The sequence below is a fragment of the Enterobacter cloacae complex sp. IR5384 genome (assembly GCF_049237265.1).
GTDB lineage: Bacteria > Pseudomonadota > Gammaproteobacteria > Enterobacterales > Enterobacteriaceae > Enterobacter > Enterobacter cloacae.
In genome coordinates, this window is sequence record NZ_JBMKHJ010000002.1 from 177,645 (window position 1) to 197,270 (window position 19,626).

19 protein-coding genes and 1 tRNA gene are annotated in these 19,626 nt (G+C 54.6%); 5 read left to right on the forward strand and 15 right to left on the reverse strand.

Annotated elements, in window-relative coordinates; all coding sequences use genetic code 11:
- Window positions 1-88: 88 nt before the first annotated feature.
- On the forward strand, window positions 89-607 hold the full coding sequence (locus ACOTX3_RS02970) for a type 1 glutamine amidotransferase domain-containing protein (RefSeq protein ID WP_013098902.1): 519 nt from the start codon (window positions 89-91) through the stop codon (window positions 605-607).
- Here ACOTX3_RS02970 and ACOTX3_RS02975 read toward each other — a convergent pair.
- Window positions 587-1,021, reverse strand: a complete 435-nt coding sequence (locus ACOTX3_RS02975; protein ID WP_038420693.1) for a YhbP family protein — start codon at window positions 1,019-1,021, stop codon at window positions 587-589. The two genes, ACOTX3_RS02970 and ACOTX3_RS02975, sit on opposite strands and share 21 nt — an antisense overlap.
- A gap of 14 nt (window positions 1,022-1,035) precedes the next feature.
- Here ACOTX3_RS02975 and ACOTX3_RS02980 point away from each other — a divergent pair, with 14 nt between their 5' ends.
- The gene (locus ACOTX3_RS02980; RefSeq protein ID WP_020687335.1) at window positions 1,036-1,365 is read left to right on the forward strand and encodes a GIY-YIG nuclease family protein; all 330 of its coding nucleotides are present in this window, start codon (window positions 1,036-1,038) and stop codon (window positions 1,363-1,365) included.
- Here the strand turns inward: ACOTX3_RS02980 and ACOTX3_RS02985 are convergent.
- Window positions 1,352-1,855 (reverse strand): GNAT family N-acetyltransferase, encoded by a 504-nt coding sequence (locus ACOTX3_RS02985; protein ID WP_020687336.1) that lies wholly within the window; start codon window positions 1,853-1,855, stop codon window positions 1,352-1,354. The genes ACOTX3_RS02980 and ACOTX3_RS02985 overlap by 14 nt on opposite strands.
- Complete coding sequence (gene ubiT / locus ACOTX3_RS02990) at window positions 1,849-2,373, reverse strand: ubiquinone anaerobic biosynthesis accessory factor UbiT (protein ID WP_045293762.1); 525 nt, start codon at window positions 2,371-2,373, stop codon at window positions 1,849-1,851. The genes ACOTX3_RS02985 and ubiT overlap by 7 nt, the downstream gene beginning before the upstream one ends.
- Window positions 2,374-2,584: 211 nt before the next feature.
- On the opposite strand from ubiT, the gene ubiU reads away from it, so the two are divergent.
- The 3 genes from ubiU (at window position 2,585) to ACOTX3_RS03005 (ending at window position 5,552) form a co-directional block, all read left to right on the forward strand.
- On the forward strand, window positions 2,585-3,580 hold the full coding sequence (ubiU, locus tag ACOTX3_RS02995) for a ubiquinone anaerobic biosynthesis protein UbiU (protein WP_058679443.1): 996 nt from the start codon (window positions 2,585-2,587) through the stop codon (window positions 3,578-3,580).
- A gap of 7 nt (window positions 3,581-3,587) precedes the next feature.
- A complete protein-coding gene (locus tag ACOTX3_RS03000; protein WP_038420694.1) occupies window positions 3,588-4,466 on the forward strand; it encodes a U32 family peptidase in 879 nt (292 codons plus the stop codon).
- Window positions 4,467-4,544: 78 nt separating this feature from the next.
- Window positions 4,545-5,552 (forward strand): luciferase-like monooxygenase, encoded by a 1,008-nt coding sequence (locus ACOTX3_RS03005; RefSeq protein WP_058679444.1) that lies wholly within the window; start codon window positions 4,545-4,547, stop codon window positions 5,550-5,552.
- An 85-nt stretch (window positions 5,553-5,637) separates the two neighbouring features.
- Here ACOTX3_RS03005 and mtr read toward each other — a convergent pair whose 3' ends face one another.
- The 12 genes from mtr to ACOTX3_RS03065 form a co-directional block, all read right to left on the reverse strand.
- Window positions 5,638-6,882, reverse strand: coding sequence for a tryptophan permease (gene mtr, locus ACOTX3_RS03010; RefSeq protein ID WP_058679445.1), 1,245 nt, complete (start codon window positions 6,880-6,882; stop codon window positions 5,638-5,640).
- Window positions 6,883-7,023: 141 nt separating this feature from the next.
- Entirely contained in the window at window positions 7,024-8,919 is a 1,896-nt protein-coding gene (locus ACOTX3_RS03015) for a DEAD/DEAH family ATP-dependent RNA helicase (RefSeq protein ID WP_013098911.1), read from the reverse strand.
- Window positions 8,912-8,992: a protein YrbN gene (gene yrbN, locus ACOTX3_RS03020; protein WP_097533792.1), complete on the reverse strand. Its 81-nt coding sequence runs from the start codon at window positions 8,990-8,992 to the stop codon at window positions 8,912-8,914. Before yrbN ends, ACOTX3_RS03015 begins: the two co-directional genes overlap by 8 nt.
- A 108-nt stretch (window positions 8,993-9,100) precedes the next feature.
- Complete coding sequence (gene nlpI, locus ACOTX3_RS03025; RefSeq protein ID WP_013098912.1) at window positions 9,101-9,985, reverse strand: lipoprotein NlpI; 885 nt, start codon at window positions 9,983-9,985, stop codon at window positions 9,101-9,103.
- A gap of 108 nt (window positions 9,986-10,093) precedes the next feature.
- Window positions 10,094-12,232, reverse strand: coding sequence for a polyribonucleotide nucleotidyltransferase (gene pnp, locus ACOTX3_RS03030; RefSeq protein ID WP_058679446.1), 2,139 nt, complete (start codon window positions 12,230-12,232; stop codon window positions 10,094-10,096).
- A gap of 242 nt (window positions 12,233-12,474) precedes the next feature.
- Window positions 12,475-12,744 (reverse strand): 30S ribosomal protein S15, encoded by a 270-nt coding sequence (gene rpsO, locus ACOTX3_RS03035; protein ID WP_013098914.1) that lies wholly within the window; start codon window positions 12,742-12,744, stop codon window positions 12,475-12,477.
- 156 nt (window positions 12,745-12,900) lie between these two features.
- Window positions 12,901-13,851: a tRNA pseudouridine(55) synthase TruB gene (truB, locus tag ACOTX3_RS03040; protein ID WP_013098915.1), complete on the reverse strand. Its 951-nt coding sequence runs from the start codon at window positions 13,849-13,851 to the stop codon at window positions 12,901-12,903.
- Window positions 13,851-14,255: a 30S ribosome-binding factor RbfA gene (gene rbfA, locus ACOTX3_RS03045; protein WP_003024988.1), complete on the reverse strand. Its 405-nt coding sequence runs from the start codon at window positions 14,253-14,255 to the stop codon at window positions 13,851-13,853. The genes truB and rbfA overlap by 1 nt, the downstream gene beginning before the upstream one ends.
- A gap of 102 nt (window positions 14,256-14,357) precedes the next feature.
- Window positions 14,358-17,048 carry a translation initiation factor IF-2 gene (infB, locus tag ACOTX3_RS03050; protein WP_013098916.1) on the reverse strand — a complete coding sequence of 897 codons (2,691 nt, stop codon included), beginning with the start codon at window positions 17,046-17,048 and terminating at the stop codon, window positions 14,358-14,360.
- 24 nt (window positions 17,049-17,072) lie between these two features.
- Window positions 17,073-18,575 (reverse strand): transcription termination factor NusA, encoded by a 1,503-nt coding sequence (gene nusA, locus ACOTX3_RS03055; RefSeq protein ID WP_013098917.1) that lies wholly within the window; start codon window positions 18,573-18,575, stop codon window positions 17,073-17,075.
- Between the two features lie 28 nt (window positions 18,576-18,603).
- Entirely contained in the window at window positions 18,604-19,056 is a 453-nt protein-coding gene (gene rimP, locus ACOTX3_RS03060; protein WP_014833432.1) for a ribosome maturation factor RimP, read from the reverse strand.
- Between the two features lie 207 nt (window positions 19,057-19,263).
- Window positions 19,264-19,340 (reverse strand) — tRNA-Met (locus ACOTX3_RS03065).
- Window positions 19,341-19,626 lie beyond the last annotated feature (286 nt).

Consider the following 19,626-nt stretch of genomic DNA (forward strand, 5'->3'; position numbering starts at 1 on the left):
TGGTCAACCACACTTAGAAGTCTGTTACCGGTAAGTATTTACCACAAACGGGAAAAAAACAGTCTGAAGCGAAAACAACGGAGGAAGCATGGGTAAAAAAATCGCAGTCCTGATTACCGACGAGTTTGAAGATTCAGAATTCACCTCACCTGCTGAGGCGTTCCGCAAGGCGGGACATGAGGTCATCACCATTGAGAAAGAGGCGGGAAAAACGGTGAAAGGCCATAAGGGCGAGGCCAGCGTGACCATCGATGAGACCATCGATAACGTCAGCCCGTCTGATTTTGATGCCCTGCTGTTACCCGGCGGTCATTCACCGGACTCCCTGCGCGGCGACGAGCGCTTCGTAACGTTCACCCGCGATTTTGTCTCCACCGGAAAACCGGTCTTTGCTATCTGCCACGGTCCGCAACTGCTTATCAGCGCGGATGTGGTGCGCGGGCGTAAACTCACTGCCGTGAAACCGATCGTTGTCGATCTGAAAAACGCGGGGGCCGAGTTTTACGATCAGGAGGTGGTCAACGACAAAGACCAGCTGATCACCAGCCGAACCCCGGACGATCTGCCGGCGTTCAACCGCGAAGCGCTACGCCTGCTCGGCGCGTAGCCAGTGCAGCTTTTTGCCAAAGCCCAGCGTGTTGTCGGTAAATTTCAGCTCATCAAGGCGGATTTCCCACACCGGGGCTTTTAAGGCGGCGGCTACCGGAAAGCGGCGCGTGTAGTGCTTACGGCGCGCGTCGCTCTCTTCACCATCCAGACGACGGATCTCCCCTTTAAACTGCACCCCACGGATCAGTGCCACCGTTTTAGGCTGACCGTTAACTGTCCCTGCCACCTTCGCCTGCTGACCGGTCATCTGCGCATGGCGCGTTTTATCTTCGCTCATCACATAAAACGCAACGCGCTCAGGGTCATAATAGTAAAACGCATTCGCGCACCACATTTCACCGTCGTTATACACGCACCAGGTGACAACATGCTGTTTCGCCAGCCAGCGGTTAATGGCAGCCAGAGTTTCCATTTTCGTTCTCTCTCATGCTATGGTGCGTTCACCTTAACATACTGAATCTGTTTACCGTGTGCTGGTTTCTCTATCTTGTCCGTACCGCCGATAACGCTCTCTACACCGGGATCACGACCGATGTGGCGCGGCGTTTTCTTCAGCATCAAACGGGAAAAGGGGCAAAAGCGCTGCGGGGGAAAGGAGAATTGACGCTCGCCTTTTCTGCCCCCGTGGGAGACAGATCGCTGGCGTTAAGAGTGGAATACCGCATTAAGCAGTTGACGAAGCGCCAGAAAGAGCGCCTCGTCACCGGAGACGGATCGTTTGAGGCGCTGTGTGAAAGCCTGATTAGAAGCGATTAAAATGGTCGTGATACTCCACCAGGCCATTTACGCCGTTGAGCGCGTCATCCGCCAGACGGTGCACCTGGAAGGCAGTTTCGGTTCCCGGCCAGCGACAGCGGAGATCGTACTGCGCCGCCGGCTCGAAGCCCAGGCGACCATAGAAAGCAGGATCGCCCAGCGTCACCACCGCGGCATAGCCAAACTCATTGAGCGAGTCCAGCCCTTCATACACCAGCTGACGTGCCAGCCCTTGTCCACGATAGTGTTCATCTACCGCCAGCGGCGCCATTCCTACCCACTGTAATTCTTCACCCTGAACGGTTACCGGGCTGAAGGCAACGTAGCCCACCACCTGACCTTCGTCATCGGTGGCAACCAGCCCCAGCGTGATCAGGCCGTCTTCGCGGAGATCGTGGACCAGTTGGGCTTCTGCGTCACTCGCAAAAGAGCGGCGTAACAACGCATCGATACCCGGTGCATCAATCCCAATTTCGACTCGAATCAGCATGGCTCACCTACTGAAGTGTGTTTACTGTCAGGCGGGGTTTTCAGCCCGGCCTCAACGAAATCTGCCATTTGCATTAACATCACGCGCAGCGCTTTTGGCATCTGCTCCAGCTCAATGGCATCCATTAAATTTTTGACGTACAGACCCAGTTCCGTATCGCCTTCAATGACCAGACGGCGCTGGAAAAAGAGGGTATCCGGATCCTGCTTACGCGCGGCGATCATCAGCAGATCGCAGGCGTCGGCGCTAAAGCTCACATCCGCGTCGGCGGACTGGCGCACAATCAGCTGGTCATTCTCGACGGAGGTAAACCAGCGCAGACCGATATCACGCACTTCAATGCTTAACCAGCGGCCTTCCAGAAACGTCAGTTCGCCTTCCTGCAGCGCCTGGCGGAACTGCCAGCTCAGGAGCTGCTCCAGCACCTGACGTTTAAGCGCGAACGGCGCCAGTTTTACCGGCACGCTCAGCATTGATGGACCAAATTGTACGAGACGTGAACGCAGTTTATCCAGCACGAGCTTTACTCCCTGATAGCGATAGTCCGGGTATTTTGCCATATCCGGAGGAGAACATAGCGGCGTAAATCAACAAACCGTCGTCCGGTGTACCTCATTATTGGTGCCATCAATACGCCATTAGCTGCCTTAAATCAAAAATTGTCGCGTATGGGTTAATTAAAATCCCAGCTCGTTAACATTTTTGCTCTCGACGACATCAGGATAAATTATGGAGCTGCTCTGCCCTGCCGGAAACCTTCCGGCGCTTAAGGCGGCCATCGAAAATGGGGCCGATGCGGTCTATATCGGGCTGAAAGATGATACTAACGCCCGCCATTTTGCTGGCCTCAACTTTACGGAGAAAAAGCTTCAGGAAGCCGTTAACTTCGTACATCAGCACCGCCGCAAATTGCATATTGCCATCAATACCTTTGCCCATCCTGATGGCTATGCCCGCTGGCAGCGCGCGGTGGATATGGCAGCACAGCTGGGTGCCGATGCGCTGATTCTGGCCGACCTCGCCATGCTAGAGTATGCGGCAGAACGCTATCCTCATATTGAGCGCCATGTCTCTGTTCAGGCCTCTGCCACCAACGAAGAGGCGATACGTTTTTATCATCAAAACTTTGACGTGGCCCGGGTGGTTTTACCGCGCGTGCTCTCTATTCATCAGGTTAAGCAACTCGCGCGCGTCACGCCAGTGCCGCTGGAAGTTTTTGCCTTTGGTAGCCTGTGCATCATGGCTGAAGGCCGCTGCTATCTCTCCTCGTATTTAACCGGTGAATCCCCTAATACCGTTGGTGCCTGCTCGCCTGCCCGCTTTGTTCGCTGGCAGCAAACCCCACAGGGGCTGGAATCTCGCCTGAATGAGGTACTGATTGACCGCTATCAGGACGGTGAAAACGCTGGCTACCCGACGCTGTGCAAAGGCCGCTATCTGGTTGACGGCGAGCGTTATCACGCGCTGGAAGAACCCACCAGCCTCAACACGCTGGAACTGCTGCCGGAACTGCTGGCCGCTAATATTGCCTCGGTGAAGATTGAAGGTCGCCAGCGCAGCCCGGCCTACGTCAGTCAGGTGGCGAAAGTCTGGCGTCAGGCCATTGACTGCTGCATGGCAGATCCGCAGAACTACGCCCCGCAATCGGCCTGGATGGAGACGCTCGGCGCAATGTCTGAAGGCACCCAAACCACGCTTGGCGCGTATCACCGTAAATGGCAGTGAGATAACCATGAAATATTCATTAGGACCGGTGCTCTACTACTGGCCAAAAGAGACGCTGGAAGATTTTTATCAACAGGCCGCGACGAGCAGCGCCGATGTGATTTACCTTGGCGAAGCGGTATGCAGCAAGCGCCGTGCCACCAAAGTGGGCGACTGGCTGGAGATGGCGAAAAGCCTGGCCGGTAGCGGCAAACAGGTGGTGCTCTCTACGCTGGCGCTGGTGCAGGCCTCATCTGAACTGGGTGAGCTGAAGCGCTACGTGGAGAACGGCGAGTTTCTGCTGGAGGCCAGCGATCTGGGCGTGGTGAATATGTGCGCCGAACGCAAGCTGCCGTTTGTCGCGGGCCATGCATTGAACTGCTATAACGCCGTGACCCTGCGCCTGCTGCTCAAGCAGGGGATGACGCGCTGGTGCATGCCGGTAGAGCTGTCGCGTGACTGGCTGGTAAACCTCCTGAACCAGTGTGACGAGCTTGGCATTCGCAATCAGTTTGAAGTGGAAGTGCTGAGCTATGGCCATCTCCCGCTGGCCTATTCTGCCCGCTGCTTCACCGCGCGTTCTGAAGATCGCCCGAAAGACGAGTGCGAAACCTGTTGCATCAAATACCCGAACGGGCGCAGCATGCTGTCGCAGGAGAATCAGCAGGTGTTTGTCCTGAACGGCATTCAAACCATGAGTGGCTATGTGTATAACCTTGGTAACGAGCTGGCGTCGATGGACGGACTGGTGGACATGGTGCGTCTGTCCCCGCTGGACACCAGCGTGTTTGCCATGCTGGATGCTTTTCGCGCCAACGAAAACGGCGCATCGCCACTGCCGCTGACGGCAAACAGTGACTGTAACGGTTACTGGAAGCGGCTGGCCGGACTGGAGTTGCAGGCCTGAAAAAGGCTCACTTTGTTAACAACGGTTATCATTATTTAATGCAGTATTAAAGATTGACCGTCGACAAAGTGAGCTGTTATGACTGACAAAACCCTTCCGTTTTCGGTGCTGGATCTGGCGCCGATCCCACAAGGCTCCTCGGCAAGAGAAGCCTTTTCGCACTCTCTCGATCTGGCTCAACTGGCCGAAAAGCGTGGCTATCACCGTTACTGGCTGGCGGAACATCACAACATGATCGGCATCGCCAGCGCTGCCACCTCGGTGCTGATTGGCTATCTGGCCGCGAACACCACTACCCTGCACCTGGGATCCGGTGGCGTGATGCTGCCAAACCATGCTCCGCTGGTGATCGCCGAACAGTTTGGTACGCTGAATACCCTCTACCCGGGCCGTATTGATTTAGGCCTTGGCCGTGCGCCGGGCAGCGACCAGCCCACCATGCGCGCCCTGCGTCGCCATATGAGCGGTGACATCGACAATTTCCCGCGTGATGTGGCTGAACTGGTGGACTGGTTCGATGCGCGTGACCCGAACCCGCACGTGCGCCCGGTGCCGGGCTATGGCGAGAAGATCCCGGTATGGCTGTTAGGCTCAAGTCTTTATAGCGCGCAGCTTGCTGCACAGCTGGGGCTGCCCTTCGCGTTCGCCTCCCACTTCGCACCGGATATGCTGCATCAGGCGCTGCATCTCTACCGCACGAACTTCAAACCTTCTGAAAGGCTGGAGAAACCGTACGCGATGGTGTGTATCAACATCATTGCCGCCGACAGCAATCGCGATGCGGAATTCCTGTTTACCTCCATGCAGCAGGCGTTTGTGAAGCTGCGTCGCGGTGAGACCGGCCAGCTTCCACCGCCGGTGGAGAATATGCATCAGCTGTGGTCAGCTTCCGAGCAGTATGGTGTTCAACAGGCGCTGAGCATGTCGCTGGTGGGAGATAAAGCGAAGGTGCGTCACGGGCTTGAGGCGGTGCTGCGCGAAACGCAGGCTGATGAGATTATGGTTAACGGCCAGATTTTCGATCATCAGGCGCGTTTGCACTCGTTTGAGCTGGCGATGCAGGTGAAAGAGGAGTTGGTGGGGTAGTTTTTTTGCCCGGTGGCGCTTCGCTTACCGGGCCTATGGGATCGCGTAGGCCGGATAAGGCGTAGCCGCCATCCGGCACAAAAACTTACTGATATACCGGCAACAGATTAAAGCTCGACAGCACGTGGACCAGCGCGTTACCAACACCAAACACCAGGATCAGTGCAATCATCGGTTTACCGCCCCAGACGCGGAATTTCGGGCTACCGAAGCGCTGACGGGATTTACGCGCCAGCAGCGCCGGCACAATTGCCGCCCAGATGGTAGCCGCCAGACCGGCATAGCCAATGGCGTACAGGAAGCCGTTCGGCCACAGCAGACCGCCCACCATCGGTGGCAGGAAGGTCAGCAGTGCGGTTTTGAAGCGCCCCATCGCGGAGTCATCAAAGCCAAACAGGTCCGCCAGATAGTCAAACAGGCCGAGCGTCACGCCGAGGAAAGAGCTCGCAACCGCAAAGTTGGAGAATACCACCAGCAGCAGATCCAGACTGCGGCTGTTCAGTACACCGCTCAGCGCCTGCACCAGCACATCTATATTCCCGCCCTTCTGCGCAATGCCGATAAACTCAGGACGCGGGATGTTGCCCATCGTCCCCAGCAGCCAAATCACATACAGCCCCAGCGCCAGCAGCGTACCGTAAACCAGGCACTTGACGATTGTCCGCGGGTCTTTGCCGTAGTATTTCATCAGGCTCGGTACGTTGCCGTGGTAGCCAAACGACGCCAGACAGAACGGCAGGGTCATCAGCAGATACGGCGTATACGACGTATTGGTTTCAGCCACGTTAAACAGTGTTGACGGGGTAACGTGCCCCAGCAGGCTACCGAAGGTCAGGAAGAAAGTGATGACCTTTGCGCCCAGAACGATGGCCGTCATCCGGCTCACCGCTTTGGTACTCATCCAGACGATAAACGCGACACCCATCGCAAAGCACAGCCCGGCCAGACGCGCCGGAACGTTCAGCGACATCTCCGAAAAGGTGTGATGCAGAATCGAGCCGCTTGCTGAGATGTACGCGTAGGTCAGAATGTAGAGCACAAACGCGATGGAAAGGCCGTTCACCAGGTTCCAGCCTTTACCCAGCAGATCTTTCGTGATGGTGTCGAAGCTGGAGCCAATGCGGTAGTTCAGGTTGGCTTCAAGGATCATCAGCCCTGAATGGAGCATACAGAACCAGGTGAAGACCAGCGCAGCCAGCGACCAGAAGAACCACGCACCGGACATGACCACTGGCAGGGAGAACATCCCGGCACCAATAATGGTTCCGCCGATGATCACCACGCCGCCAAGCAGCGAAGGTGACGTTTGGGTGGTGGTTAGTGTCGCCATACAGCCATATCTCCAGTCAAAAATGTGGTTTGCATTTTAATGTGCTGCACTGTACCAGTACAAGAGTACAAAGGGAATAAAAAAAGCCCCGATAGTCTTTATCGGGGCTGTATATATTACTTTACGTCAGAAACGAAAGGCTTACGCGTCACCAAAACGACGACGGCTGGTGCCTTCTTCACGACGTGGGCCACGGCTATCACGGCGTTCACCGGAGAAACGACGTCCTTCACCACCGCGACCTTCGCTACGACCGCCTTCACGACGCTCGCCACCGAAACCGCGACCACCGCCACGACGTTCACCGCCACGGTCAGGACGTGGCTGTGCATCGCCCAGCAGCTGCATGTTCATCGGCTTGTTCAGGATGCGGGTGCGAGTAAAGTGCTGCAGTACTTCGCCCGGCATGCCTTTTGGCAGCTCGATGGTGGAGTGAGATGCGAACAGCTTGATGTTACCGATGTAACGGCTGCTGATGTCGCCTTCGTTCGCGATCGCGCCAACGATATGACGAACTTCAACACCATCATCACGGCCCACTTCAATGCGGTACAGTTCCATTTCGCCAGCGTCACGACGTTCACGACGTGGACGGTCTTCGCCACCACGCTCTGAACGGTCACCACGTGGGCCACGATCGTTACGGTCACCACGGCGTTCGAAGCGATCGTCACGATCGCGGAACTCACGACGAGGACGCATCGGTGCATCTGGTGGCACGATCAGGGTACGTTCGCCCTGTGCCATCTTCAGCAGTGCTGCAGCCAGCGTTTCGATATCCAGCTCTTCGCCTTCAGCGGTTGGCTGAATCTGCGCCAGCAGCGCACGGTACTGATCCAGGTCGCTGCTTTCCAGCTGCTGCTGGACTTTCGCGGCGAATTTTTCCAGACGGCGTTTGCCCAGCAGTTCTGCGTTTGGCAGCTCCGCTTCCGGAATGGTCAGCTTCATGGTGCGTTCAATGTTACGCAGCAGACGACGCTCGCGGTTCTCAACGAACAGCAGGGCACGACCCGCACGACCTGCACGACCGGTACGGCCGATACGGTGAACGTAAGACTCAGAGTCCATTGGGATGTCGTAGTTTACAACCAGGCTGATACGCTCAACGTCCAGACCACGTGCTGCCACGTCGGTTGCAATCAGGATATCCAGACGACCGTCTTTCAGACGCTCCAGCGTCTGCTCACGCAGAGCCTGGTTCATGTCGCCATTCAGCGCTGCGCTGTTGTAGCCGTTACGCTCCAGGGCTTCAGCCACTTCCAGGGTCGCGTTTTTGGTACGAACGAAGATAATCGCCGCATCAAAATCTTCCGCTTCCAGGAAACGCACCAGCGCTTCGTTTTTGCGCATGCCGTACACAGACCAGTAGCTCTGGCTGATGTCCGGGCGAGTGGTAACGCTGGACTGAATGCGCACTTCCTGCGGCTCTTTCATGAAGCGGCGGGTAATGCGACGGATTGCTTCTGGCATGGTGGCAGAGAACAGAGCGGTCTGGTGACCTTCCGGGATCTGCGCCATGATGGTTTCTACGTCTTCGATGAAGCCCATACGCAGCATTTCGTCTGCTTCATCCAGTACCAGACCGCTCAGTTTAGAGAGATCCAGTGTACCGCGCTTCAGGTGATCCAGCAGACGGCCCGGCGTACCGACAACAATCTGTGGGCCCTGGCGCAGGGCGCGTAACTGCACGTCATAACGCTGGCCGCCGTACAGGGCTACCACGTTTACGCCGCGCATGTGTTTAGAGAATTCCGTCATCGCTTCCGCAACCTGAACCGCCAGTTCACGGGTTGGAGCCAGGACGAGGATCTGCGGTGCACGCAGGTCCGGATCAATGTTGTTCAGCAGCGGCAGCGAGAATGCTGCGGTTTTGCCGCTACCAGTCTGGGCCATGCCCAGCACGTCACGACCAGAGAGCAGATGTGGGATACATTCTGCCTGGATCGGAGATGGTTTTTCGTAACCGAGATCGTTAAGAGCTTCAAGGATAGGAGCCTTCAGGCCCAGATCTGCAAAAGTGGTTTCGAATTCAGCCATGTAGTACGAGTGCCTCAATGTCAATGGCGGCCAGTCTACTTAGCTCATCGTGAAAATGATCTGCAATTTTCATTGAAAAGTGTGAACCGGCTCAAATTAGGTGTATTGACGAACAACAACGCCCTCACCAGTGAAGGTGATGGCAATCAAAAAGATTACGGGCTGATGTTTATGTCGTCAGCTATTGCTGGTCCGATTCTGCCAGGTCATCTTGCTCCTGGCCCAAGAGCGATAATTCCAACAATGCATAACGGTGCTCAACGAAGTTGTGTACGTTGTTAGCAACCGCTAATTTGAACAGTGCCGTAGCGCTGTCCTTATCCCCCAGACTTAGGTAGTACTTACCTAAATAGAAGTTGGTTTCACTGAGATGCTCAGCGAGCGAGGTGTTATCCGTTGCGTCCGCCTTGAGGCGTTCCATCAGCGTTGCTTCGCTAATGTTGCCCAGGTAGAACTCGACAATGTTCCATCCCCACTGTTCCTTGTCCGATTTGTCGAAGCGCTGTTTCAGTGCCTCTTTTGCCTGCTTCTCATCGAGCTTCTGCTCAACAATGTAAAGCCACAGGCTACGGAAAGGATCATTAGGATCGTCTTGATAAAACGCCAGCAGATCATCTTGCGCTAACTTATCACGACCGCCGTAATACAATGCGATACCGCGATTCAAGTGCGCGTAGTTGTAAGTTGGATCAAGCTCAAGTACAGAATCAAACGCTTCATAGGCAGCATCAAAATTGCCTGCCTGCGTTAAATAAATGCCTAAGTAATTGAATACTTCAGGCATATCAGGTCGGATAGCCAGCGCTTGTGAGAAATCATTTCGCGCTAATGCCCTCAGACCGAGACTATCATACAACACTCCGCGCTCATATAAAAGCTGTGCGCGTTCGTCATCGGTTAAAGCCCGACTGGCAAGAATTTGTTCCATGCGTGCCAGAATCACTTCCTGCTGCAAAGTCGGTTGCAATGGCACTGCGAGGACTTCGCTCTTACGCCAGGCAGAGTTGCTGCATCCTGCCAGCGTTAAAGCTGTCGCAACGAAACACCAGCGCAAAAAAGGCTTCATTTCCCACTCCCGAAGACAACTATTGGATGAACGTCCTGTCCCCCGGCGGCTTAACAAGGCGTCCTGCCTGATAATGGCCCTCCGCGATGCGGAGGGCAAATGGCAACCTTACTCGCCTTGCTGTTCTGCTGCCGGTGCTCCTGGCGCAGCAGCTGGCTGAGACTGCTCGGTTGCTTCTTTAATGCTCAGACGGATACGGCCCTGGCGGTCAACTTCCAGAACTTTAACCGGTACTTCCTGACCCATCTGCAGGTAATCGGTCACTTTCTCAACGCGCTTGTCAGCGATTTGAGAGATGTGTACCAGACCTTCTTTACCGCCACCGATGGCAACGAACGCGCCAAAGTCAACGATACGGGTCACTTTACCATTGTAGATACGGCCCACTTCGATTTCTGCAGTGATTTCTTCGATGCGACGAATCGCGAATTTCGCTTTTTCGCCGTCGGTCGCTGCGATCTTCACCGTACCGTCATCTTCGATTTCAATGGTGGTGCCGGTCTCTTCGGTCAGCGCACGGATCACGGAACCGCCCTTACCGATAACATCTTTGATCTTGTCTGGATTGATCTTGATGGTGTGAATACGCGGAGCGAACTCGGAGATATCACCGCGCGGCGCGTTGATAGCCTGTTCCATCACGCCCAGGATGTGCAGACGCGCACCTTTAGCCTGGTTCAGAGCAACCTGCATGATCTCTTTGGTGATACCTTCAATTTTGATATCCATCTGCAGTGCAGAGATACCGTCGCGGGAACCCGCCACTTTGAAGTCCATATCGCCCAGGTGGTCTTCGTCGCCCAGAATGTCAGACAGAACAACAAAGTTGTCGCCCTCTTTCACCAGACCCATTGCGATACCCGCAACGGCGGCTTTGATTGGCACGCCTGCATCCATCAGCGCCAGAGAGGCACCACACACGGAAGCCATGGAAGAAGAACCGTTGGATTCGGTGATTTCAGAAACCACACGAACGGTGTACGGGAATTTGTCTGCGTCTGGCATCACTGCCAGCACGCCGCGCTTCGCCAGACGACCGTGACCAATTTCACGACGCTTAGGCGAACCCACCATACCGGTTTCCCCTACGGAGTACGGAGGGAAGTTATAGTGGAACAGGAAGCTGTCAGTGCGCTCGCCCATCAGCTCGTCGATGATCTGTGCGTCACGTGCAGTACCCAGGGTCGCGGTAACCAGCGCCTGCGTTTCGCCACGGGTGAACAGCGCAGAACCGTGAGTACGTGGCAGTACGCCAGTACGCACGTCCAGACCACGGATCATGTCTTTTTCACGGCCATCGATACGCGGCTCGCCAGCCAGTACGCGGCTACGAACAACGTTTTTCTCGATTGCGTGCAGAATTTCGCTCAGCTCGTTAGCGTCCAGCGTTTCGTCTTCAGCAACCAGCGTGGCGATGGTTTCGTCTTTGATCACGTCAACCTGAGCATAACGCTCCTGCTTGTCGGTGATACGATATGCATCGCTCAGACGCGCTTCAGCCAGTGCAGCAACGCGTGCGTTCAGCGCGTCGTTAGCGGCTTCAGGCTGCCAGTCCCAACGTGGTTTACCGGCTTCTTTCACCAGCTCGTTGATGTTCTGGATAACAACCTGCTGTTGGTCGTGGCCGAAGACCACAGCGCCCAGCATCTGGTCTTCGCTCAGCAGCTCTGCTTCAGACTCAACCATCAGAACGGCGGCTTCCGTACCGGCAACAACCAGGTCCAGCTTACTTTCTTTCAGCTCTTCCTGAGTCGGGTTCAGCACGTACTGGTCGTTGATGTAACCAACGCGCGCGGCACCGATAGGACCATTGAATGGAATACCGGACAGAGACAGCGCAGCGGAAGCACCGATCATCGCAACGATATCCGGGTTAACCTGTGGGTTAACGGAAACCACGGTCGCGATAACCTGCACTTCGTTTACGAAGCCTTCCGGGAACAGCGGACGAACCGGGCGGTCAATCAGACGCGCGATCAGGGTTTCGCCTTCGCTTGGACGGCCTTCACGACGGAAGAAGCCACCCGGGATTTTACCGGCAGCGTAAGTACGCTCCTGGTAGTTAACGGTCAGTGGGAAGAAGTCCTGACCTGGTTTAGCTTTTTTCTGGCCAACAACGGTCACGAATACCGCGGTGTCATCCATGCTTACCATAACGGCAGCAGTAGCCTGACGTGCCATCATGCCGGTTTCCAGCGTGACGGTATGCTGACCATACTGGAATTTACGAACGATCGGATTCAGCAAAATTCTGTCCTTTCTTAAATGTTTGACAGCACACCACCGGTGTGCTGACGATTTAACCCGACCTTCTTCGCATCCTCGCGACTAATGACAACCAACACCCCCATGGGTGAAGCCTCTCATTAGCCGCGCGAACCTCTGCAAGGAAGATCATTTATAGCAACAATACAATAGTTTCCAGTGAATTGCTGCGGTCCGGTTGAAAAAAGGGGCCATCAGGCCCCCTTTTCTGAAACTCGCAAGACTTAGCGACGCAGACCCAGACGCTCGATCAGCGCGGAGTAACGTGCAACATCTTTACGTTTCAGGTAGTCGAGCAGTTTACGACGCTGAGAAACCATACGCAGCAGACCACGACGGCTGTGGTGATCTTTTTTGTGCTCTGCAAAGTGACCCTGCAGGTGGTTAATCTGTGCAGTCAGCAGTGCAACCTGAACTTCGGTAGAACCGCTGTCGTTAGTACCACGACCAAACTCAGAAACGATTTTAGCTTTAGCTTCAACGCTTAGAGACATTTTCAAACTCCAAAGTATAAAGAATGTAAGGATGCCGATCTCTAATTCAGCGATCCCCGTATACGCCCCGCAAAATTGTTAAACAATTTGCCGGACGTTAAGCCGCGATATTCTACTCGCCTCACCGGTTTACCGCAAGGTGAGCTGATATCGCCGTCAGCCTTCGACCGGGTATTCCACCACCAGACGGCGGGGCGCAACGCGTCCTTCACCGTCCATTTCACCCATGCCGATAAACTTACCGTCATCCCCTTCGGTCACGCGTACCAGGCCTTCCAGCGGTGCATTCGTGGTCCGAACCGGGTTTCCGTTCTTAAAGTAAACGGACGATGTTAAAGGAAGATTAACAACCGGGAAGTCGGCCGCCGGGCTATCCATCGGCATCAGCAACGGGTCAAGCAAATCTGCCGCGGCAACACCCTGCGCTTGCGCCTGTTCAACCAGCGCGTGCAGATGCTCAAGAGTCACCATCCGCTCAACCGGATATTTACTGACTGCCAGGCGACGCAGGTAGATAACATGCGCACCGCAGCCCAGCTTCTCGCCCAGGTCATCGATAATGGTGCGAATATAGGTGCCTTTCGAACAGTGCACTTCCAGCTCCAGTTCGTCACCCTCGTGGCGAATAAAGAGCAGTTCATACACGGTGATCGGGCGGGCTTCACGCGGCACTTCAATACCCTGGCGCGCATATTCGTAGAGCTTTTTACCCTGATATTTCAGTGCAGAATACATCGACGGCACCTGCAGCGTATCGCCACGGAAGCTCTCCAGCGCCGCATCCAGTTGCTCTGCGCTAAACGTCACAGGACGCTCTTCCACCACCTGACCATCGGCATCGGAGGTGTCCGTGCGCTGGCCCAGCCTGGCGATAACGCGATAACGCTTATCGGAATCCAGCAGGTACTGAGAAAACTTTGTTGCCTCCCCCAGGCAGATGGGCAGCATGCCCGTCGCCAGGGGGTCCAGCGCGCCTGTATGGCCAGCACGGTTGGCATTATAAATACGCTTCACTTTTTGCAGCACGTCGTTGCTGGATGCGCCCTGGGGTTTATCCAGCAGCAGCACACCATGCACGTCGCGGCCACGACGACGAGGACGACTCATCAGTCCTCCTTGCTGTCGTCCGCCGGGTTAACACGACGTTCGTCGTCATGTTTCACCACGCTGGTCACCAGGTTGGACATACGCATACCTTCGACCAGGGAGTTGTCGTAGAAGAAGGTCAGCTCAGGCACGATACGCAGGCGCATCGCTTTGCCGAGCAGAGAGCGGATGAAACCAGAGGCTTCCTGCAGCGCTTTAATGCCATTTTTCACTGCTGCTTCGTCCTGATCGTTCAGGAACGTCACGAACACTTTGGCATACGCGAGGTCACGGGACATCTCCACGCCGGACACGGTGGTCATCATGCCCACACGCGGATCTTTAATTTCGCGTTGCAGAATGAGCGCGATCTCTTTCTGCATTTCCTGCGCTACGCGCTGCGGGCGACCAAATTCTTTCGCCATAATAAATTCTCCAGACAAAAAAGGGGCTAAAGCCCCTTTTTAAAATTATTGCCGGGTGGCACGAGGCGATCCCGGCCGACATATGGACCTATCCCAACAGGATTAGTCGATGCTGCGTTGGATCTCGATGATTTCGAACACTTCGATCATATCGCCAACGCGAACGTCGTTGTAGTTCTTCACGCCGATACCACATTCCATGCCGTTACGGACTTCGTTAACGTCATCTTTGAAGCGGCGCAGGGATTCCAGCTCGCCTTCGTAGATAACCACGTTGTCACGCAGTACGCGGATTGGGTTGTGACGCTTGATGGTACCTTCGGTAACCATACAGCCCGCGATCGCACCGAATTTCGGCGATTTGAACACATCGCGCACTTCAGCCAGACCGATGATCTGCTGTTTCAGCTCTGGAGACAGCATACCGCTCATCGCTGCTTTCACTTCGTCGATCAGGTTATAGATGACGGAGTAGTAACGCAGATCCAGGCTTTCTGCTTCGATCACGCGGCGAGCAGACGCATCAGCACGCACGTTGAAGCCAACCAGAATGGCGTTAGAGGCAGCCGCCAGGGTTGCGTCGGTTTCGGTGATACCACCTACGCCAGAACCGATGATCTTCACTTTAACTTCGTCAGTAGACAGTTTCAGCAAGGAGTCGGAAATCGCTTCCACAGAACCCTGAACGTCAGCTTTCAGTACGACGTTCACTTCGTGAACTTCGCCTTCAGCCATGTTCGCGAACATGTTCTCGAGTTTAGATTTCTGCTGACGAGCCAGTTTAACTTCACGGAATTTGCCCTGACGGTACAGTGCAACTTCACGCGCTTTCTTCTCGTCACGCACAACGGTCACTTCGTCACCGGCAGCCGGCACACCGGACAGACCGAGGATTTCCACTGGAATGGACGGACCTGCTTCCAGCACTTCCTGTCCCAGTTCGTTACGCATCGCACGAACACGACCGTATTCGAAACCACACAGGACGATATCGCCTTTATGCAGTGTACCTTCGCGAACCAGAACGGTAGCCACCGGGCCACGGCCTTTATCCAGGAAGGATTCGATGACCGCGCCGCTCGCCATACCGTTACGGATCGCTTTCAGCTCCAGAACTTCAGCCTGCAGCAGGATCGCGTCCAGCAGCTCGTCGATACCAGTACCTGCTTTCGCAGACACGTGTACGAACTGGCTTTCACCGCCCCACTCTTCTGGCAGGATGCCGTACTGGGACAGTTCGTTTTTAACACGATCTGGATCCGCTTCTGGCTTATCGATCTTGTTCACTGCAACCACAACCGGCACACCCGCCGCTTTCGCGTGCTGGATAGCTTCGATGGTCTGTGGCATCACGCCATCGTCTGCAGCAACAACCAGAACAACGATATCTGTCGCCTGAGCACCACGAGCACGCATTGAGGTAAACGCGGCGTGGCCTGGGGTATCCAGGAAGGTGATCATACCGTTGTCGGTTTCTACGTGATATGCACCGATGTGCTGGGTAATACCACCCGCTTCACCGGAGGCTACTTTCGTAGAACGAATGTAGTCGAGCAGAGAGGTTTTACCGTGGTCAACGTGACCCATGATGGTCACAACTGGCGCACGCGGTTCTGCCGCAGCACCGGTATCACGGTCGCTCATTACTGCTTCTTCCAGCTCGTTTTCACGACGCAGGATAACTTTGTGGCCCATCTCTTCGGCAACCAGCTGTGCGGTTTCCTGGTCGATCACCTGGTTGATGGTCGCCATTGCGCCCAGTTTCATCATCGCTTTGATGACCTGAGAGCCTTTAACCGCCATTTTGTTCGCCAGATCGCCAACGGTGATGGTTTCGCCGATCACAACGTCACGGTTAACGGCCTGAGCTGGCTTCTGGAAGCCCTGCTGCAGGGAAGAACCTTTACGCTGTTTGCCGCCTTTACCGCCACGCACGGCTGCACGCGCTTCTTCACGGTCAGCTTTAGACTCGGCGTGTTTGTTGCCTTTTTTCGCCGGACGCGCTGCTTTCGCATTGCGACCACGGCCACGGCCGCCTTCTACTTCACGGTCGTTATCATCTTCAGCCTGACGCGCGTGCTGAGAAGTGGTCACGTGATAGTCGCTGGTATCTTCAGACTGCTCAGCGGTATCAATACCGTTCTTCTCGTTTTCTTCTGCCATACGGCGCGCTTCTTCAGCCACACGACGCGCTTCTTCTTCAAGCTTGCGGCGTGCTTCTTCTTCGGCTTTACGCTTCAGTTCGGCAGCTTCATTTTCACGACGGGCTTTTTCAGCCTGGGCGGTTTTGGTCATTTCGTCTGTCTGTTGATTGCTCACTTTGTCTTTTTCCGCAGCTTCACGCTTCACTTTTTCACTTGCGTCGCGTTTCGCTTTTTCTGCGGCCTCACGTTCAGCTTTTAATTCTGCCTCACGTTTGGCAGTTGCTTCTGCCTCACGCTGAGCTTGTTCTTCCGCTTCACGCTGTGCCTGCTCTTCCGCGGCAAGGCGCTCTGCCTCTTGCGGATCACGTTTTACAAAGGTGCGCGTCTTGCGGACTTCAATTTGTACCGATTTACTTTTGCCACCGGTACCTGGAATATTCAACGTGCTGCGCGTTTTGCGCTGCAGCGTCAGCTTGTCAGGCGCAGAGCCGTGTTCACGGTTGAGGTGCGCTAACAAGGTTTGTTTTTCGTTTGCCGTCACTGAGTCATCAGCGGTCTTCGGGATCCCTGCATCAGCAAATTGCTGTACCAGGCGGTCCACGGAGGTCTGAATCTCAGCAGCCAGCGATTTTACAGTTACATCAGTCATGCTGTTCCTTCCTGCTACAGTTTATTACGCTTCGTCGCCGAACCAGCAAATATTACGTGCGGCCATGATGAGTTCGCCGGCTTTCTCGTCGGTTAAACCTTCGATATCAGCCAGGTCATCAACGCCTTGCTCAGCGAGATCTTCCAGCGTACAAACACCACGGGCAGCCAGCTTGAACGCAATCGCACGATCAAGACCTTCCAGATTCAGCAGGTCATCAGCCGGCTTTTTATCGCCAAGGCTTTCTTCCTGAGCCAGTGCCAGGGTGGTCAGTGCGTTTTTAGCGCGTTCACGCAGGGCTTCAACGGTTGGTTCATCCAGACCGTCAATTTCCAGCAGCTCTTTCATTGGCACATAGGCCAGTTCTTCCAGCGTAGAGAAACCTTCTTCTACCAGAACCGTGGCGAACTCTTCGTCAATGTCCAGGTATTTCGTGAAGGTATCGATCGCCGCATGGGCTTCAGCCTGATGCTTGGCCTGCAGGTCATCAACGGTCATCACGTTGAGTTCCCAGCCGCTCAGCTGTGACGCCAAGCGTACGTTCTGACCGTTACGGCCGATTGCCTGCGCCAGGTTACCCGCTTCAACAGCGATATCCATGGTGTGTTTGTCTTCGTCAACAACGATAGACGCCACATCCGCCGGAGCCATTGCGTTGATCACGAACTGCGCCGGGTTGTCATCCCACAGAACGATATCGATACGTTCGCCGCCCAGCTCGGTAGAGACCGCCTGAACACGCGCACCACGCATACCGACGCAAGCACCGACCGGGTCGATACGCTTGTCGTTGGTTTTCACCGCAATTTTCGCACGGGAGCCCGGATCGCGAGCCGCCGCTTTAATTTCGATAACTTCTTCGCCGATTTCCGGCACTTCGATACGGAACAGTTCAACCAGCATTTCTGGTTTAGAACGGGTCACGAACAGCTGTGCACCACGCGCTTCAGGGCGAACGGCATACAGCACACCACGGATACGGTCGCCAGGGCGGAAGTTTTCACGCGGCAGCATGTCTTCACGGAGAATCACAGCTTCAGCGTTGCCCGGCATCCCTTCGGATTTGATCTCCAGAGAGATGTTGTCGCGGTTCACTTTCTTCACCACGCCAGTGATGATTTCGCCTTCCTGATCGCGGAACTGATCGACAACCAGCGCACGCTCGGCTTCGCGAACTTTCTGCACGATAACCTGTTTTGCGGTCTGGGTGGTGATACGGTCGAAGGTCACAGATTCAATCTGATCTTCAACATAGTCACCAACGTTCAGGCTTTCGTCTTCAAAACGCGCCGCTTCCAGGGTGATCTCTTTGGTTGGCTGGGTCACTTCTTCAACGATTACCCAACGACGGAATGTATCGAAGTCACCGCTTTTACGATCGATTTCTACGCGAACATCGATCTCTTGTTCGTATTTTTTCTTGGTTGCTGTAGCCAGTGCACTTTCCAGCGCTTCGAAAATCTTTTCACGCGGCAGTGATTTCTCGTTGGAGACGGCTTCAACAACAGCCAAAATTTCTTTGTTCATCGCGGGCTTTTCACCTCAATCCAGACTGTTAAAAGTGGGGAACCAGGTTCGCCTTCTGGATATTACTCAGCGCGAACACTTCATCTTTGCCTTCGACTGTTACCGTGATCATTTCACCATCAACGGCTTTGATAATTCCCTGCCATTTACGGCGGTTCTGTACGGCCATACGCAGAACGAGAGCCACTTCTTCACCGGTAAAGCGCACATAGTGCTCGGCCGTGAACATCGGGCGATCGAGGCCAGGTGAGGAAACTTCCAGGTTGTACGCAACGGTAATTGGGTCTTCAACATCAAGAACCGCACTCACCTGGTGGCTAACATCAGCACAATCATCAACATTGATGCCATCTTCACTATCAATATAGATGCGCAGCGTCGATGTGCGGCCGCGAACGAATTCGATGCCGACCAGTTCGTAGCCCAGTGCTTCGACCGGTGCAGTAATCATCTCTGTTAATTTTTGCTCTAATGTGGACAAGCCCACCCCCAAGACATAAAAAAAGGGCGTAAAGCCCAGTTATTCTGTAGTCAGATAACAAAAAACCCCGATAAATCGGGGCTTTAGATAACTGAACCCTATAGCCACAACTGTGGCCTGGAGCACTCTCCGAAAGAATTTTTTCAAATCCAGCTACGAAGGCTCTGAGTCTTCACAGTATATTTGAAAAATGACTTTATGGGAAAGTGGTTGCGGGGGCCGGATTTGAACCGACGACCTTCGGGTTATGAGCCCGACGAGCTACCAGGCTGCTCCACCCCGCGCCTGAAACGTGGCAAATTCTACGCGTTTTGGACAGAATTTGCAAATAATGCTGGGATTTGGTACCGAAGACGGGACGTAAAACCGGCGTTTAGTATATTGATAGTGAGCCCCATCTGTCAACTCAGTTTCCGCCAGGGCATACGGAGGGAAATTTTTACAAAAAACGCACGAGTCTCTTCCGGTCATCGACAAAAGATGATTAAATGAATACTCACTTATTTTGCATAAACATGCATCGAGAGCGAAAGCGGTCTCTAATCAGTCAATCACGCAGGGTTTTATTTT